General features: G+C 53.5%; 18 protein-coding genes. 6 read left to right on the top strand and 12 right to left on the bottom strand.

Translation table 11 applies throughout. The features are described from left to right. Window positions 1–10: 10 nt before the first annotated feature. Together QKW35_RS00475 and rpsU are read right to left on the bottom strand one after the other, a co-directional pair. Window positions 11–460, bottom strand: coding sequence for a GatB/YqeY domain-containing protein (locus QKW35_RS00475; RefSeq protein ID WP_282350106.1), 450 nt, complete (start codon window positions 458–460; stop codon window positions 11–13). 47 nt (window positions 461–507) lie between these two features. Then, window positions 508–723, bottom strand: a complete 216-nt coding sequence (gene rpsU, locus QKW35_RS00470) for a 30S ribosomal protein S21 (protein WP_282350104.1) — start codon at window positions 721–723, stop codon at window positions 508–510. A gap of 185 nt (window positions 724–908) precedes the next feature. Here rpsU and tsaD point away from each other — a divergent pair, with 185 nt between their 5' ends. Then, window positions 909–1,937 carry a tRNA (adenosine(37)-N6)-threonylcarbamoyltransferase complex transferase subunit TsaD gene (gene tsaD / locus QKW35_RS00465; RefSeq protein ID WP_282350103.1) on the top strand — a complete coding sequence of 343 codons (1,029 nt, stop codon included), beginning with the start codon at window positions 909–911 and terminating at the stop codon, window positions 1,935–1,937. 17 nt (window positions 1,938–1,954) lie between these two features. Here tsaD and plsY read toward each other — a convergent pair whose 3' ends face one another. Further along, the gene (plsY, locus tag QKW35_RS00460; RefSeq protein ID WP_282350102.1) at window positions 1,955–2,542 is read right to left on the bottom strand and encodes a glycerol-3-phosphate 1-O-acyltransferase PlsY; all 588 of its coding nucleotides are present in this window, start codon (window positions 2,540–2,542) and stop codon (window positions 1,955–1,957) included. Window positions 2,543–2,567: 25 nt separating this feature from the next. Here plsY and folB point away from each other — a divergent pair, with 25 nt between their 5' ends. Then, complete coding sequence (gene folB, locus QKW35_RS00455; protein ID WP_282350101.1) at window positions 2,568–2,924, top strand: dihydroneopterin aldolase; 357 nt, start codon at window positions 2,568–2,570, stop codon at window positions 2,922–2,924. After that, entirely contained in the window at window positions 2,924–3,436 is a 513-nt protein-coding gene (folK, locus tag QKW35_RS00450; RefSeq protein ID WP_282350100.1) for a 2-amino-4-hydroxy-6-hydroxymethyldihydropteridine diphosphokinase, read from the top strand. Before folB ends, folK begins: the two co-directional genes overlap by 1 nt. Before the next feature lie 41 nt (window positions 3,437–3,477). On the opposite strand, the gene QKW35_RS00445 is transcribed toward folK, so the two are convergent. The 9 genes from QKW35_RS00445 to QKW35_RS00405 form a co-directional block, all read right to left on the bottom strand. Beyond that, the gene (locus QKW35_RS00445; RefSeq protein WP_282350099.1) at window positions 3,478–4,224 is read right to left on the bottom strand and encodes a pteridine reductase; all 747 of its coding nucleotides are present in this window, start codon (window positions 4,222–4,224) and stop codon (window positions 3,478–3,480) included. 12 nt (window positions 4,225–4,236) lie between these two features. Further along, window positions 4,237–5,358, bottom strand: coding sequence for a tRNA nucleotidyltransferase/poly(A) polymerase-related protein (locus QKW35_RS00440; RefSeq protein WP_282350098.1), 1,122 nt, complete (start codon window positions 5,356–5,358; stop codon window positions 4,237–4,239). Window position 5,359: 1 nt separating this feature from the next. Further along, window positions 5,360–5,677, bottom strand: a complete 318-nt coding sequence (glpE, locus tag QKW35_RS00435) for a thiosulfate sulfurtransferase GlpE (protein WP_282350097.1) — start codon at window positions 5,675–5,677, stop codon at window positions 5,360–5,362. Between the two features lie 34 nt (window positions 5,678–5,711). After that, window positions 5,712–6,536: a symmetrical bis(5'-nucleosyl)-tetraphosphatase gene (locus QKW35_RS00430; protein ID WP_282350096.1), complete on the bottom strand. Its 825-nt coding sequence runs from the start codon at window positions 6,534–6,536 to the stop codon at window positions 5,712–5,714. A gap of 96 nt (window positions 6,537–6,632) precedes the next feature. Then, entirely contained in the window at window positions 6,633–7,019 is a 387-nt protein-coding gene (gene apaG, locus QKW35_RS00425) for a Co2+/Mg2+ efflux protein ApaG (protein ID WP_282350095.1), read from the bottom strand. 9 nt (window positions 7,020–7,028) lie between these two features. Next, on the bottom strand, window positions 7,029–7,844 hold the full coding sequence (rsmA, locus tag QKW35_RS00420; protein ID WP_282350094.1) for a 16S rRNA (adenine(1518)-N(6)/adenine(1519)-N(6))-dimethyltransferase RsmA: 816 nt from the start codon (window positions 7,842–7,844) through the stop codon (window positions 7,029–7,031). A 5-nt stretch (window positions 7,845–7,849) separates the two neighbouring features. Next, entirely contained in the window at window positions 7,850–8,845 is a 996-nt protein-coding gene (pdxA, locus tag QKW35_RS00415) for a 4-hydroxythreonine-4-phosphate dehydrogenase PdxA (protein ID WP_282350093.1), read from the bottom strand. 12 nt (window positions 8,846–8,857) lie between these two features. Next, window positions 8,858–10,156: a peptidylprolyl isomerase gene (locus QKW35_RS00410; RefSeq protein ID WP_282350092.1), complete on the bottom strand. Its 1,299-nt coding sequence runs from the start codon at window positions 10,154–10,156 to the stop codon at window positions 8,858–8,860. Then, window positions 10,137–12,632, bottom strand: coding sequence for an LPS-assembly protein LptD (locus tag QKW35_RS00405; protein ID WP_282350091.1), 2,496 nt, complete (start codon window positions 12,630–12,632; stop codon window positions 10,137–10,139). The genes QKW35_RS00410 and QKW35_RS00405 overlap by 20 nt, the downstream gene beginning before the upstream one ends. A 32-nt stretch (window positions 12,633–12,664) precedes the next feature. On the opposite strand from QKW35_RS00405, the gene QKW35_RS00400 reads away from it, so the two are divergent. The 3 genes from QKW35_RS00400 to djlA are packed head-to-tail and all read left to right on the top strand — an operon-like array spanning window position 12,665 to window position 15,250. Further along, window positions 12,665–13,723 (top strand): aminoglycoside phosphotransferase family protein, encoded by a 1,059-nt coding sequence (locus tag QKW35_RS00400; RefSeq protein ID WP_282350090.1) that lies wholly within the window; start codon window positions 12,665–12,667, stop codon window positions 13,721–13,723. Continuing rightward, window positions 13,723–14,424: an N-acetylmuramate alpha-1-phosphate uridylyltransferase MurU gene (gene murU, locus QKW35_RS00395; RefSeq protein WP_282350089.1), complete on the top strand. Its 702-nt coding sequence runs from the start codon at window positions 13,723–13,725 to the stop codon at window positions 14,422–14,424. The genes QKW35_RS00400 and murU overlap by 1 nt, the downstream gene beginning before the upstream one ends. Then, complete coding sequence (djlA, locus tag QKW35_RS00390) at window positions 14,414–15,250, top strand: co-chaperone DjlA (RefSeq protein ID WP_282350088.1); 837 nt, start codon at window positions 14,414–14,416, stop codon at window positions 15,248–15,250. Before murU ends, djlA begins: the two co-directional genes overlap by 11 nt. The last annotated feature ends 28 nt before the right edge of the window (window positions 15,251–15,278 follow it).

Below are 15,278 nucleotides of genomic sequence, written 5' to 3'. Positions count from 1 at the left end.
CAGCGGCAGTTTAGCTGGACAGACGCTGTTTTACGAGCTTGGATGTCTCACCTACATCGGCGCGGCCCTGGATCTGGGGTTTCAACACACCCATTACCTTGCCCATGTCCTGCATGGACTGTGCGCCACTGGTGGAAATTGCCTGTTCGATCAGTTCGCTGATCTCTTCTTCGTTTAGCGGTTGCGGCAGGAAAGTTTTAATCACCTCCATCTCCCGTCGCTCTACATCCGCCAGATCTTGGCGGTTCGCTGCTTCATATTGCGAGATCGAGTCGCGACGCTGTTTGGACATTTTGTCCAGCGTCGCCAAGACTCGTGCATCATCCAGCTCCACGCGCTCGTCAACTTCGATGCGTTTCAGCTCGGCAAGGATCATACGGATCGTACCCAGGCGCTCCTTATCTTTGGCGCGCATGGCAGCTTTCATCTCAGTGGTGATCTGCTGCTTGAGTTCGGACATCGTATTACCTGCCTCTAATTTAAGCTGGTGAGGATCTATCTCGTGGATTAGTACAGACGTACGCGACGAGCGTTTTCGCGAGAAACTTTCTTCGCGTGACGCTTAACTGCTGCAGCTGCTTTACGCTTACGAACAGACGTTGGCTTCTCGTAGAATTCGCGACGGCGAACTTCTGCCAGAATGCCTGCTTTTTCGCAAGAACGTTTGAAGCGACGCAGAGCTACGTCAAATGGCTCGTTATCTTTAACTTTTACCGCTGGCATGTGTATACAAACCTTAAATTGATTGAGTTAATCCACTAGTCTCGTCATGCTGCGTTTTGGACGCAATTATGGCGAGGGCCGAAATTCTAATGGCGGGTATGGCGGATGTAAAGAGCAATACGGTGAAATTTTTCTCGGATTGCTGGATAATGGCGCCCCCGATCATTAATTACAGTTTAGACAAGATGCGTGTATTAGGAATCGAGACCTCCTGTGACGAAACCGGCGTAGCGATCTACGACAGTGAACAAGGCCTGCTGGGTGATACCCTGTATAGCCAGGTAAAGATGCATGCCGAATATGGCGGTGTAGTGCCGGAGCTGGCATCGCGTGACCATGTACGTAAACTGATTCCTTTGATTCGGGAAACCTTCAAGCAGGCCAATCTGAAACACGGCGATGTAGATGCGATTGCCTACACAGCCGGTCCGGGTCTGATCGGTGCCTTGATGGTGGGCGCGTCAACCGGGCGGGCACTGGCATTGGCATGGGACAAACCAGCCATTGCCGTACACCACATGGAAGGTCACCTGTTGGCGCCGATGCTGGAAGAGCAGCCGCCTGAATTCCCATTTGTGGCGCTGCTGGTATCTGGTGGTCACACGCAGCTGGTACGTGTTGATGGTATTGGTCAGTATGAACTGCTGGGCGAGTCCCTGGACGATGCCGCCGGTGAAGCCTTTGATAAAGCGGCGAAGATGCTGGGGCTTGATTATCCGGGTGGGCCCGAGATAGCGCGTCTTGCTGAGCAGGGAGATATAACCCGCTTTAAATTCCCGCGTCCGATGACTGACCGTCCAGGGCTGGATATGAGCTTCTCTGGTCTGAAGACCTTCACCCTAAATACGGCCAATAGTCACCGTGATGAAGACGGCAATCTGGATGACCAGACCATCGCGGATATTGCCTGTGCCTTTGAGCAGGCAGTGGTCGATACGCTGGCGATTAAGTGCCGCCGTGCTCTGCAACAGACGGGGATGAAGCAGCTGATTATTGCCGGTGGCGTGAGTGCCAATAAACGTTTGCGGGTTCGTCTGGAAGAGATGGTGAAAAAGGAACGTGCAGGCTTGTTTTACGCACGTCCTCGTTTCTGCACCGATAACGGCGCAATGATCGCCTTTGCAGGTTGTCAGCGTCTGCTGGCCGGGCAGTCCAGTGATCTGACGATTCTGGCGCAACCTCGCTGGCCAATGCACACCCTGGATGCAATCTAACTCGTTCGTTTGGCGGCTTAGAAACGGCTTTCAGCACCATTGACGAGCCGCCGAATATTATCCCGGTGGGTGTACAGCAGCAATAGTGAGATCAGCAACACGGGCATCATCAGGTTCGGTTGTACCAGCCAGGCCGCCAAAGGTGAGATCAACGCACAGCCGATCGATGCCAGTGAAGCAATACGGCCAATACTGATTAACATACCCCACAGCACCATCTGAATAATCCCCAACGGAATCGATAGCGCCAGGCAGATACCCACAGCGGTTGCGACACCTTTGCCACCGTTGAAGCGTGCGAATATCGGGAACAGATGACCCAGCAGAACCGCCAGCGCACACCAGTTGGCGACGTTATTCTCCAGATCTATCCATTGCGGCAGTGAGACCGCACACCATCCTTTGCCGATATCTCCAATGAGCGTAAAGAAAGCCGCTTTGCGATTGCCGATGCGCAAAACGTTACTGGCACCTGGATTACGGGAGCCCTGTTGACGAGGATCGGCGATGCCCATACAGTGGCACACCAAGATAGCGCTCGGCACTGAACCCAGCAGGTAAGCGGTTGCTACCATAAGTGCACTCAGTAATTCGGGCTCGGGCATCGCACCATCCTATAGGTTTGTAAGCATGGATATAGTGTACATACGTGAATTAGAAGTAGAAACGATCATCGGCATCTATGACTGGGAGCGCGAGATTCGCCAGAAAGTCAGTCTGGATCTGGAGATGGGGACTGATATCCGCAAAGCGGCGGAGACAGAAGTAGTGGACAATACCCTTAACTACAAGTCCGTTTCCGAGAAACTGATTGATTTTGTTGAAGCCAGCGAGTTCCAATTAGTGGAAACCATGGCGGAAGAGATCGCGAGCCTGATCATGACCACCTTTGGTGTACGTTGGATTCGTGTTCGTGTAGGTAAACCGGGCGCGGTGCCAGCGGCACAGGATGTAGGCGTTATCATCGAACGTGGAGAGCGCTTCTGATGGCGCAGGTGTATGTCAGCATCGGCAGTAACCAGGATCGCACCCGTTATATCCGCGCCTCGCTGGATGCGCTGGTTGAGCGTTTCGGTTTGTTACAGCTTTCGTCTGTGTATGAAAGTGAGGCTGTAGGCTTTGATGGGGACAACTTTTACAATCTGGTTGCGGGCTTCAGCACCGACCTGCCAGTAGGTGAGTTATCCCGGCTGCTGAAAAGAATCGAAGATGATAACGGCCGTTGTCGAAAAGGGCCCAAGTTCAGCGGACGTACACTGGATATCGACATTCTGACCTACGACGAGCTGATTGGTGATCACGATGGAGTGCAACTGCCACGTGATGAAATCCTGAAGAATGCGTTTGTATTGCTGCCGCTGGCAGAGGTCGCGCCTGAGGTCAAACATCCGGAAGTGGGGCAGAGCTATCAGGCGCTATGGGATGGTTACGAAGGAGGGCAGAAGCTCTGGACTGTTGGTTTCGAATGGCGTGGCCAGACTATCTCTTCGGCTCATTAACCACTTGAGTTATCAGAGGCGTTTCAGCTGAAATCTGTGCTTCAGCTAAATAAGGAGCGCCCACCATCCACTGCGAGTACTTGTCCGGTAATAAACGGGGCATGTGCCAGGAAGTACACCGCATCCGCAATATCTTTAGGAGTGCCACTCCTGCGCAACGGTGTCTTTTGCATGATATCCTCTTTCGCTGCATCCGACAGTGCTGCTTCCGCTTCCGGCCACAGGATCGGGCCGGGGGATACGCCGTTGATCCGCACATTCGGTGCCAGATCTTTCGCCAGTACTTTTACCATCATCTCTACACCTGCCTTGGCGATTGAGTAGATCGGGTAGTCCGGCAGTCCGCGTTGAGAGTGAATGTCCACCAGATTGATGACGGCACCGTTGTTGCGTATCAAGCCGGGACTTAGAGACTGTGTCAGGAAATAGGCCGCACGCAGGTTACTGTTGATCAGATCGTCCCACTGTTGTTGGCTGGAGGCGCCAAGGGTAGTAGGGTAAAAGCTGGACGCATTGTTAACCAACAGGTGAATATCGCCAAAGTCTGCAATGATTTCCTCGGCCAGTGCGGAAACCTGAGTCATATCGGTCAAGTCTGCCTGAACCAGAAAGGCGGAACTCGCTCGCAGGTTGTTGAGCGATGAAACCAGGGCTTCCCCTTCATCACGAGAATGGCGGCAGTGAATGATGACACTATAGCCTTGGCTATGGATGCGGCGGGCGATTTCCGCACCGATGCGGCGGGCCGAGCCGGTAATCAGTGCGGTAGGGGAATTGGATTGAGGCATTGGATATTCCTGCTAAATCTGGTCACAGATCTGTGCACGCCGACGGTTAAGTTCATCACCGAGCGCTTTACCTTTAAACCCCTCTGCTATAAGCTCTCCTGCCTGTAGCTGGTTAAGTGCCGTTAGTAGCTGCTGCATACGTTCAAGCAATGTGCCGTTGAGCTCATGCAATGCGGCGCAGCACTCAAAAACACCGTCCAGACGCTGCGGGCGCCGTAACAGGTCCAGGGATTGAACGATCTCAAATCGCTGCGCACCGCTCAGACTTTCAATGTCAGCAATTGCTTTGTGCCATTGGCGCACTTGCTGAGCCTGTTGTAGCCAGGCTTTTGGTGTACGCAGTCTTTCGCATATCTCTGCTATCAGCTTTAGCGCCGCATCGTCAGGTTGTTGCGTTGTAGCCGAGGTCATCAAACAGCTGAATACGTTTTGCCCGAAGCGTTTGTTGCGCTGCAGTCGGTTTAGTACGGTACGTACGTGCTGTTCGTTCTCGATTAGGCATTGCCACTCTGGAAACAGAACTGGTAAAGCCTGACAACGTTCCAGTAGTTCGATATAGGCGAACGGAGTCTCTTCGGCCAGGGCGCGTTCGGTTTCCTTCCATACGCGCTCAGCGGTCAGATGGATCAGCTCATCGCTTGTGGATAACTGGATCATCAGGTCGACCGTTTCTTCGGCAACGTCAAAGCCGAGATGGGCATAACGGGCGTAAAATCGTGCAACGCGCAAAACGCGCAACGGGTCTTCTGCAAAAGCGGGGGATACATGACGCAGAATATGGTTATTAAGATCCTGCTGACCTTGGTAGGGATCGATGATCTCACCATTGTCAGCTTGAGCCATTGCGTTGATGGTCAGGTCGCGCCTGATCAGGTCTTCCTCCAGCGTAACGTCCGGTGAAGCGAAGTACTGAAACCCGGTATAGCCCTTGCCAGATTTGCGCTCTGTACGCGCAAGCGCATATTCCTCGCCGGTTTTAGGGTGAATAAAGACCGGGAAATCTTTGCCCACAGGCTGAAACCCTTGTTCCAGCATTTCATCCACAGTAGCACCAACAACCACCCAATCCTTATCGTAAACCGGGTAGTTGAGTAGCTGATCGCGGACTGCACCGCCAACGAGGTAGACCTGCATCTTAGCGCTCACATCTGTCCGGATAATCAATACGCCAGGACTCGTAGCCGCCGTTTACGCTGTAAACCTCGTCAAACCCCTGGTGTGCCAGAAATTGGGCGGCGGACTGGCTGGAGATGCCGTGATAGCAACACACCAGTAGAGGTTTATCCATATCGGTATCGTGCAGGAAGTCCTGCAGGTTGTCGTTATTGACGTTGATTGCACCTGGCATGTGGCCCGCGGCAAAACTCTGCTCATCGCGAATGTCGGCTACGGTGGCGTTGTTGTCCAGCAGCTCCAACGCCTGAGCTGTGGATATACAGCTGTACTGTTCCATAATCGGCTACCTGTGGTTTTGTTGGGTCGTATTATTATGATTCTGACCGGCGCAGTACTGCACAGTCGCAGCTGTATCGCGTGCGATCTTCAAGCCGCATCGCGGTTAGCTGGTTGCCCCAGACACAACCGGTGTCCAGGGCAAATACGTTGTCGTGTACCGCATAGCCTTCCAGGGCTGCCCAGTGGCCAAACAGGATTGGCATATCGGTGGCTTTGCGAGGCTGCGAGAACCAAGGCTTGAAGCCTGCCGGTTGTGTATCCAGGTTGCCCTTGGTTTTCAGTTCCAGTGTGCCTTGTTTATCGCAGAAACGCATGCGGGTGAGGTAATTGGTGATCACCCGCAGGCGGTCCCAGCCTTCCAGTTCCTTGTGCCAGCGGTCGGGCTGATTGCCGTACATGTTCTCAAAAAACAGTTCGGCATCGTCGCCTCGCAGTACCTCCTCCACTTCGGCGGCACGCTTGCGGGCATATTTCAGTGACCACTCCGGCGGAATACCGGCATGAGCCATCGCATAACCCAGTGTTTCATCCACAACAAGCAGTGGCTGCATACGTAGCCAGTTCATCAGTTCATCGCGATCCGGGGCGTCCAGGATCTCCTGCAGCGTATCACTGCGGCGTTGGTGGGTCTTGCCATAATGAACTGCCAGCAGGTGAAGATCATGGTTGCCGAGTACCGCGGTGACACGGGTGTCCAGTGATTTCAGAAAGCGTAGCGTCTCCAGAGATTTGGGACCACGATTGACCAGGTCACCAGCAATCCAAAGCGAATCGTTTTCACTGAAGTTGATCTTCTCCAGTAGCTGTATGAGTTGATCATAACAGCCCTGAATATCACCCAAGGCGTAGGTGGACATTACAAACGGGTCTCCTGACGGGTTGGCTGGAGGCGGAATTTTAGCAGATGGTGAACGGGACCTGCAGGTCCCGTTGCGGATAGGGTGCTGAATTGATCAGTGCAGGGCGTTAGGGGTTGCTAGCGTGAAAGGCTGTATCGGTGCGTTGAACACGTTGCCATCATCACTGCGCATTTCGTAGTGCCCCTGCATGCTGCCAACACTGGTCGCCAGCACGGTACCGCTGGTGTAACTGTAGCTGGCCTCTGGCGCAATGATCGGCTGTTCGCCTACAACGCCTTCACCTTCAACCTCCTGGGAATGCTCATTGCCATCAATGATCAGCCAGCGGCGGCTTAACAGCTGAACGGGCTGGTCCAGTTTGTTGGTGATGGTGATGTGGTACGAGAACACATAACGCTTGCTGTCGGGATCCGACTGCTCGGCGAGGTAGTTGGTTTCTACCTGAATGTTGATGCTCTCTTCCGGATTCTGGATCTGCATAGACTGTGACTAACCGTTCTGATTCTTTTGTTCGTAGAGGTAATCGGCGATTCGGACAAACTGTTCCAGCGTGATGCGCTCGGGACGTTCGCCGGGGTTGATCTCCAGTGCTTCCAGGATCTCTGCGCTTACCAGGCCTTTGAGGTTGTTGCGTAGTGTCTTACGTCGCATAGTAAAGGCGGTACGCACCACATTCTGCAAAATCTCGACGTCTTTTGCCTCGAAAGGCAGTGTCTCATAAGGTGTCAGGCGAATGATAGCGGAATCGACCTTAGGAGCTGGGTTGAAAGCGCCTGGTGGTACCACAAACAAAGGCTCTACCTGGCAGTAGTACTGGGTCATGATGCCCAATCGACCGTAGTTGTTTTCGCCAGGGCCAGCTGCCATGCGATCAACCACCTCCTTCTGCAGCATAAAGTGCATATCCTGAATCACGCCTGCGTGGCTCAGAAGATGGAAGATCAGTTGCGTGGAGATGTTGTAAGGCAGGTTGCCCACAACGCGCAGGGGGCGCTCGTCCGCCTGCAGCGATGCAAAGTCAAACTTCATCGCATCGGTTTCGAAGATGCGGAACTTGTCACCGTAACGGAAAAACTTGGTGCGCAAGATTGGTGGCAGGTCGCGGTCCAGTTCGATCGCATCCAGTGCACCGGCCTCGGCAAGCAGTTCTTCTGTCAGTGCGCCCAGGCCCGGTCCAATCTCTACCAGGTGGTCTGACTCGTGTGGAGCAATTGAACGGATGATGCGGCGAATGATGCCGTGATCATGCAGGAAGTTTTGCCCGAAGCGTTTGCGGGCTTTGTGCATTGCTGGTTTTTTGCTCATGGAAATCAGTTGGTAGATTGACGATGTGCGGCCATCTCGGCAGCGTAGTCGATAGCAGTCAGAAGGCTGCCGCTGTCGGCCTGCCCAGTGCCAGCCAGGTCGAGTGCAGTACCGTGGTCCACGGAGGTGCGGATAATCGGCATACCCAGTGTAACATTAACGGCACGCCCGAAGCCCTTATATTTGAGGACTGGAAGCCCTTGGTCGTGGTACATCGCCAGGGCCGCATCGGCAGTTGCCAGGTACTTTTCGGTAAACAGCGTATCGGCAGGCAGGGGGCCGGTCAGGTTCATACCACGCGCACGCAGTTTCTCCAGCGTCGGTTCAATGACATTGATCTCTTCCATCCCCAGGTGACCACCTTCTCCTGCATGTGGATTCAGGCCAGCCACGAGAATGTGCGGATCCCCCAAACCAAATGAGTTCTTGAGATCGTGATGCAGGACTTCGATCACTTCCGCCAGCAGTTCAGGTGTGATGGCATCCGAGATTTCACGCAGCGGCAGGTGGGTGGTGACAAGCGCCACACGCAAACCTTCAGTGGCCAGCATCATCACCACTTTTGAAGTGTGAGTCAGCTCTTCAAGGAATTCAGTGTGGCCACTAAATGGGATGCCGGCATCGTTGATGATGCCCTTGTGCACAGGCGCCGTTACCAGTCCGTGGAAAGTACCATCCAGGCAACCCAAGGCCGCAACACGCAATGTCTCCAACACGTATCGGCTGTTTGCGCTGTTCAGTTCACCTGCAACAGCAACGGTGTTCAGCGCGACCGGATAGACCGTAAGTGTACCGGCTGGTGTTGGTGTTGCCGGTTGTTCAGCGTCGAATGCGCGTATTGTCAGAGGGAGCTGCAGTTGCTTTGCCCGCTGTTCCAGAAGATTCGGATCAGCGATCACAACCAGTTCATGGGGATGACCATGCTGAGCAATCTGAATGCAGAGGTCGGGGCCGATACCCGCAGGTTCACCTGCGGTCACGGCCAGTCGGAGGGTGTTCAAGTGTCTGAACCCTTACTCTTTGATTTCAATGTAGGCTTGGGAGTGTATCTCGCGTAGCCAGTTTTCAAGTTCTTCGTTGAAACGGCGTTTGCGAATGGAGTTACGGGCCTGGTTTTCGATGACCTTTTCTCCAACATCCTGAGTGCGGCGACCTTCTACCTGAAGGATGTGCCAACCGAATTGGGTCCGGAAAGGCTCCGAAAGTTCACCCACCGGGGTGGCGTTCATGGTTTGTTCGAATTCAGGCACCATTTGGCCATCCTGGGTCCAGCCGAGACTGCCACCTTCAGAGCCACTGCCCGGGTCGTCACTGTATTCGCGCGCCAATTGTGCAAAGTCTTCGCCCTGACGCAGTCGTTCCGCCAATTCGTAGATCTTCAGGCGACTCTGTTCGGCGTTACGGATCTCGGTTGGCTTCAGTAGAATGTGGCGAACCTTGGTTTGTTCAATCAGAACGGTGTCGCCACCCCGTTTACCATTCACTTTAAGGATATGGAAACCACCAGGTGTGCGGATTGGTGGTGTAAGTGTGCCAACTGGCTGGTTTTTCAGCGCGTTGCTGAGTTGAACCGGCAATTCGTTGATCTTACGCCAGCCGAGTTCGCCGCCTTTCAGGGCGTTGGGTGCGTTGGAATAGCTGATCGCTGCCTGAGCGAAGTCTTCACCGGCTTTCAGGTCTTCATAAAGTTGCGCTGCTTTTTGCTGAGCATCCTGGATCATGGCAGGGGTGGCTTGCGTTGGAACCGCCAGCAGGATATTGCTCAGGTTGTACTCTGCGTTTGAACTGGCTTTGCCTTCCTCTGATTCCAGGTAGTTGCGCAGGTCCTGTTCCGTTACGCGAATTCGGCTGTTCACAACACTGCGCTGAACTTGAGTAATCATCAGTTCACGACGGATCTGCTCGCGGAAAGTGTCAAAGTTCTGGCCTTCTGCAATTACCGCCTCACGAAACTGGTCCAGCGTCAGGTTGTTCTGGCGCGCAATGTTTTCCAATGCCATCGCCAACTGACGGTCGGAAACACGGATGCCGCGCTGTTCGGCCAATTGCAATTGTAGGCTGTCAAGGATTAGGCGTTCCAAAACCTGTTTGCGCAGAATGTCGTACTGTGGCATCTGGGTGCTGCGCTGTTGAAGCTGATCACGCACTAAGTTGATCCGGGTGTTCAGCTCGCTTTGCAAGACGATGCCATCGTTAACAATGGCAACGACGCGGTCGAGGGGAATCTCCTGTGCCGAAACAGACAGGGAGAGTAGGGTGCCTGCCAGGGTGGCTGCGGCCCGTTTGCCGAGCTTAAAAATCATCTTGCTCATCTCGTTCTTCAAAACCAGTAATATCTTCCAGGAAGCCTACGCTGCTGCTATTGATCGACCCCAGTCCTTTCAGGATAAAGCGCAGATAGATCCCGTCATCGAATTCGTTGTTAGTGGTTGTCAGGTAACGTCGCCCGTAGAGCTGAACCTTCCAACAACAGCTTTCGTATTCAAGCCCCAGAGTCGTCTCCAGATCCTGTTGCGCTTCCAGATCATGCTGCCAGCGGCCAATCGCCGTAAAGCGTTGGGACATTGGCCAGATAAAATGGAAATCGGTCTGATCGCGCACGTCCTCTTCAAAGCGGTAACTGAAATACAGGCGCTGATTGCTATTGGCCATGTATCTCAGTCGGATGTTGGTCTCTTCAGCATTCAGGTCATCGTAGGCTAACACATTGTCTAACGTGATGCGCATTTGACGGCTGTAGTTCCATGTCGCCTGGGTGGCAATATTGGATTGACTGGCGGTATCAACGCTTCCGCCATTCAGAATGACATCACGGTCATCAAAATAGAACGCTTGGCCCACACTGAAGTTGAACGATTCGTAGCCGGTGTCGTCCAGGAAGCGGGTGGTGACCCCCAGCGATAATTGCTGCGCATCACCGAGACGGTCTCGACCACTGAATCGGTTGTATCGAAACAGGGACTGGTAATCAAAATCCAGCAGGGATGTATCGAAATCGGGGGCGTCGCTCTGATCTTTGTCGGGTACGTATAATGCAAACAAGCGTGGTTCCAGGGTTTGAATCCCACCGGAGTCCAGATTCCGATCGAAGAATAGACCACTGTCGATACTGGTTACTGGGATGCTGTACGTTGGTGAATTATCTAATCCTGATACCTGATCCTGCAGTTCATATTGTGTATTCCACAGGCGAAGGCTTGGTGTTACGTAACCATAACTGCGGCTGAATCGTTGGCTGATGGATGGGGCGAAGTGTATACGGCTGCCGGTTGTCAGGTCATTGCCCGTTAAACCTGTAGTATCCCGGTCGAAGTAGACATACTCAGTTAAATACTGCAGTTCAGTTTCATTCCAGTCGTAATCCCCCCTGAGTTGTACCTGGGGCAAACGACGATAGGGGGCGGTACCTGAGACCAATGTCTGGTAGCTGTGAAGGCGAATCAGCGCGTTCCAGTCGGCAGCGTGATATCTGACTTCGCCGCGGCGGTCTAGATTAGACTCTCGTTGCACTTTCAGGTTGGTCGTCAGATCCTCAAAATAGTTTTTATCGCTGACTGCGGTGTAATCGACATAGGAACGCCAGCCTGGTGCAAAATTGCCTTTTTGTTTGACGTTGAATAGCCAACGATCATCGTTTGCCAACTTGTCATCTGGTAGATATGACGTACCTATCACCGTTTCACTGCGTTCATTCAGGTGGCGGAATTCATTTTCCAGCATCACTCCGCGTTCGGTAATCCAGCGTGGTGTCAGCGTGTCATCGTAGTTTGGCGCCAGGTTAAAGTAATAGGGAGCGGCCAGATCTATGCCATCCGATTCGCTGTACCCTATGTGCGGGTACAGGAATCCACTCTTACGCCGATCATCAATTGGAAAAGTCAGTGTCGGTGCGTAGAAAATAGGCACCGAGCCTACTTTCAACCTGGCGTGTGTTGCGGTACCGAAGCCTGATTCCTGATCAAGTTCGACTTTGCTCGCACTGAGCTTCCAATCTTCATTGCCCGGAGGACAGAAGGTATAGTCGCCGTCAACCAACGTGATTAAGGTGTCTGAATTGCGTTGAATCTCGGCTGCTTGGCCGCGCATGTGGTCTTGGTGAGATACAAATCGTGCGTTTTTGAACTTGCCCTGCTGGGTATCAAGGTCGACCTCGGCTTCGGAGGCAATCACCAGCATACCGGGCTCGCGATAGACCACATCGTCTTTGAAATACGCTTCCCGCTTCTCCTGATCCACGTCTGCCGTTTCAGCAGACAGTCGGCGTGAACCCTGGCGCAGATTTACACCATCACGCAGTTTGGTAAAGCCACCCAGTTCAGACTGGGATTTGCCGGCATCCAGATAGACCGGCGCATTAGGGTCGTCTTCGTCACCCTGAGGTTGGAAAGTCGGCTCCAGGTACACACCCTGGCAAACCTGATCTGGGCGATGAACCTTTACCCAATCCAGTGTCTTATAGCTGGGCAGTTCTTTGGCGCTGGTCGCCACAGGCCCTTTGGCTGACTCGGCGCTTGCGTTGGAGGACGTTGCCAGGCCGGTGGATGGCGCAGGTTTGCGGTCGCAATCCCAGCTGCCGCTGGTGCTTGCTTTACAGTCCCAGATCTCGCCGGAGTTATTGGCGAAACTCTGCTGCGGGTACGCAATAGAAGCTACGGCAAGCGCAACAAAGTAAGATAAGGGTTTGATTGAGGGCATATCAACGTGTTCCTTGTGGCTGAATACCGGGCCGCCCGGTTTCTCGCCGACCCCCTGTCGCGTAAGATACGTCAGGCCGTGAATAATAAACATTCGAGCAAATATGTTCTAGAGGATCAGGCTGAATGGATCCACGTTTAAGTGAATTGAAAAGCTGGTCGGTACAGCAAATGGACCAGCTAGGTGAAAACCTCAGCAGCGAATGGCGCTGTGACGTTGTAGCGGGTGATGCCAGTTTCAGACGCTATTTTCGCATTGTCGATGGTGGCAACAGCTGGATCATCGTGGACGCCCCACCGGAAAAAGAGGATAGCGCGCCGTTTGTCGCCGTTGCCAGGCAGTGGCAGAGCTATGGGGTGAGTGTGCCTGAAGTGCTGGCAGAAGATCTGGAACTGGGTTTTATGCTGCTGGAAGATTTTGGCGATGAGCAGCTACTGCCACGGTTGAATCCAGGCAGTGCTGATACGCTCTATAGTCAGGCCTGCGACGAGCTGATGAAGATTCAGCGTTGTGAACAGCAGACTGGGCGAACCTTTCCTCCCTACGACATCGCTCTGCTGCAGCGGGAAGTGGAGCTATTCCGGGACTGGTTTCTCGGTGAACTGCTTGTTTTGACGTTAGATGCTGAGCAGCAGGCACTGCTTGATAATTTATTTGCTGGCCTGATCGGCTCCGCGCTTCAGCAACCTCAGGTGTGCGTACATCGGGACTTCCATTCACGTAACCTGATGTTGTGTGATGATGGCCGCGTCGGCGTCATCGATTTCCAGGATGCCGTCTGGGGGCCTGTGACATATGACCTCGTGTCTTTACTGCGTGATTGCTATATCGCCTGGCCGGAGGCCGATATCGACCGCTGGTTACAACATTATTGGCAGTCGCTTGAAGCTGAACGGCCAGAGCTGATCAACGGTACTAATATTGAGCAGTTTCGTGTCTGGTTCGACCTGATGGGGATGCAGCGTCATCTGAAAGCGGTGGGTATCTTCGCGCGTCTCAAAATTCGGGATGGCAAAGAGGGCTACCTGCAAGACATTCCTCGTACTTTAAGTTACCTGATCAATGTGGGCGCACGTTATCCACAGTTCGCTTCTGTCGTAACCTGGTTGCGCAGTGATGTTGTACCGACCATGCGCGCATCCGGTATTTTCAACGATGATGCGATGCAGAGGTGGTTGACCTGATGCGCGCGATGATTTTGGCTGCCGGGCTCGGGACACGCATGCGTCCCCTAACCCTTGAAACACCAAAACCACTGTTGAAAATTGCTGGCCGGTCCATGATCGAACATCACATCCTGCGTTTGCGTGCAGCTGGTATTACCGAGCTGGTGATCAATCACGCATGGCTGGGTGAGCAAATCGAAAACCATCTGGGGGATGGCGACCGCTTGGGCGTATCGATTAGCTATTCAGCCGAACCGGAACCGCTGGAGACGGCTGGCGGCATCGCTAAGGCGTTGCCGCTATTATCACCTGATCAGGAGACACCGTTTCTGGTGGTAAACGGTGACATCTACTGTGAATACTCTTTCGAACAATTACCCGCGCAGCTGTCCGAAAATACAGTGGCGCACCTGCTGCTGGTGGATAATCCTGAACACAATCCGGACGGGGACTTTGTCCTGCAGGGGCAGGAGATTGTGACAAAAAAAATGGATACCAGCGCTAGTCAACTTACCTTCAGCGGCATCAGCGTATTGTCACCGCGATTGTTTGCGGGAATCCAGGCTGGCGAGAAAGCCCCGCTTGCGCCGTTGTTGCGTCAGGCAATCGCCGATGGGCAGGTCACCGGAGAACGTTATTGCGGTTACTGGGTGGATGTGGGAACACCGCAGCGCTTGGCTGAAGTGGATAAAGCAGTGAGGACTCAACATGGCATTTGATCCGGAAGCGGCGGGGCGCAATCTGGCCGAATCACTTAAACGTTACCGCACAGGCATCCTACTGGGCTGTGTGGTGGGTCTGTTTACAGGTGGTCCTGCCGGTCTGATTATGGGCGGTTTGTTTGGTTACTTTGGAAGCCGCTTCCTGACCGGCGCCGTCAAGGCATTTCACCCCCAGCAAGCTTTGTTTCGTGCCACCTTCACGGTGATGGGCAAAGTCGCCAAAGCAGACGGACGCGTGAGCGAGAACGAGATCGCCTTTGCTTCCGCCCTGATGAATCAGATGCGCTTGGCGGGTGAAAAGCGCCAGGAAGCAATTGACTACTTCAACGCAGGTAAAGACCCTGAATGTGACATTGGTGAAGTTCTCAAACCTTTGGCTGTCTTCCTGCGCAATCGTGCGAATATCAGGATCTTTTTTGTCGAAGTTCAGCTGCAGGCTGCACTGGCAGACGGTGAGGTGAGTCGTCCAGAACTTGAGGTGATTCAGGAAGTGTGTGCCCACCTGCAGATGACCGAGCAGGAAGTGGAAATGCTGGTGGCCCGGATGCGGGCACAGCAGTCTTTCCATCAGCAGGGGCAGCATGGATTCAGTGGTGTGCAGAGCGCACAGATGCTGGATGCGGCGTATAAGGTGCTGGGGGTTGAATCCAGCGCCAGCGATTCCGAAGTGAAAAAAGCGTACCGTCGTTTAATGAGTCAGCATCACCCGGACAAACTTGTTGCCAAAGGATTGCCGGAAGAGATGGTGCAGATGGCAAAAGAGAAATCTCAGGAGATCCAGGCAGCCTACGAGCAGATACGCCGCGCACGTAAGGCGGCCTGATTGAAAGCTTGTAAACCGACCTTTTCTG

The sequence above is a fragment of the Pontibacterium granulatum genome, from assembly GCF_029961155.1.
Lineage (GTDB): Bacteria > Pseudomonadota > Gammaproteobacteria > Pseudomonadales > Balneatricaceae > Pontibacterium > Pontibacterium granulatum.
Note: the sequence above shows the minus strand (reverse complement) of the source record. Positions and strands in the feature narration are given on the sequence as shown.

What these genes read in the sequence shown, in the direction of transcription:
- QKW35_RS00475 (WP_282350106.1), bottom strand. Translation starts at nt 460, where the DNA reads ATGTCCGAACTCAAGCAGCAGATCACCACTGAGATGAAAGCTGCCATG.
- rpsU (WP_282350104.1), bottom strand. Translation starts at nt 723, where the DNA reads ATGCCAGCGGTAAAAGTTAAAGATAACGAGCCATTTGACGTAGCTCTG.
- tsaD (WP_282350103.1), top strand. Translation starts at nt 909, where the DNA reads ATGCGTGTATTAGGAATCGAGACCTCCTGTGACGAAACCGGCGTAGCG.
- plsY (WP_282350102.1), bottom strand. Translation starts at nt 2,542, where the DNA reads ATGCCCGAGCCCGAATTACTGAGTGCACTTATGGTAGCAACCGCTTAC.
- folB (WP_282350101.1), top strand. Translation starts at nt 2,568, where the DNA reads ATGGATATAGTGTACATACGTGAATTAGAAGTAGAAACGATCATCGGC.
- folK (WP_282350100.1), top strand. Translation starts at nt 2,924, where the DNA reads ATGGCGCAGGTGTATGTCAGCATCGGCAGTAACCAGGATCGCACCCGT.
- QKW35_RS00445 (WP_282350099.1), bottom strand. Translation starts at nt 4,224, where the DNA reads ATGCCTCAATCCAATTCCCCTACCGCACTGATTACCGGCTCGGCCCGC.
- QKW35_RS00440 (WP_282350098.1), bottom strand. Translation starts at nt 5,358, where the DNA reads ATGCAGGTCTACCTCGTTGGCGGTGCAGTCCGCGATCAGCTACTCAAC.
- glpE (WP_282350097.1), bottom strand. Translation starts at nt 5,677, where the DNA reads ATGGAACAGTACAGCTGTATATCCACAGCTCAGGCGTTGGAGCTGCTG.
- QKW35_RS00430 (WP_282350096.1), bottom strand. Translation starts at nt 6,536, where the DNA reads ATGTCCACCTACGCCTTGGGTGATATTCAGGGCTGTTATGATCAACTC.
- apaG (WP_282350095.1), bottom strand. Translation starts at nt 7,019, where the DNA reads ATGCAGATCCAGAATCCGGAAGAGAGCATCAACATTCAGGTAGAAACC.
- rsmA (WP_282350094.1), bottom strand. Translation starts at nt 7,844, where the DNA reads ATGAGCAAAAAACCAGCAATGCACAAAGCCCGCAAACGCTTCGGGCAA.
- QKW35_RS00410 (WP_282350092.1), bottom strand. Translation starts at nt 10,156, where the DNA reads ATGAGCAAGATGATTTTTAAGCTCGGCAAACGGGCCGCAGCCACCCTG.
- QKW35_RS00405 (WP_282350091.1), bottom strand. Translation starts at nt 12,632, where the DNA reads ATGTTTATTATTCACGGCCTGACGTATCTTACGCGACAGGGGGTCGGC.
- QKW35_RS00400 (WP_282350090.1), top strand. Translation starts at nt 12,665, where the DNA reads ATGGATCCACGTTTAAGTGAATTGAAAAGCTGGTCGGTACAGCAAATG.
- murU (WP_282350089.1), top strand. Translation starts at nt 13,723, where the DNA reads ATGCGCGCGATGATTTTGGCTGCCGGGCTCGGGACACGCATGCGTCCC.
- djlA (WP_282350088.1), top strand. Translation starts at nt 14,414, where the DNA reads ATGGCATTTGATCCGGAAGCGGCGGGGCGCAATCTGGCCGAATCACTT.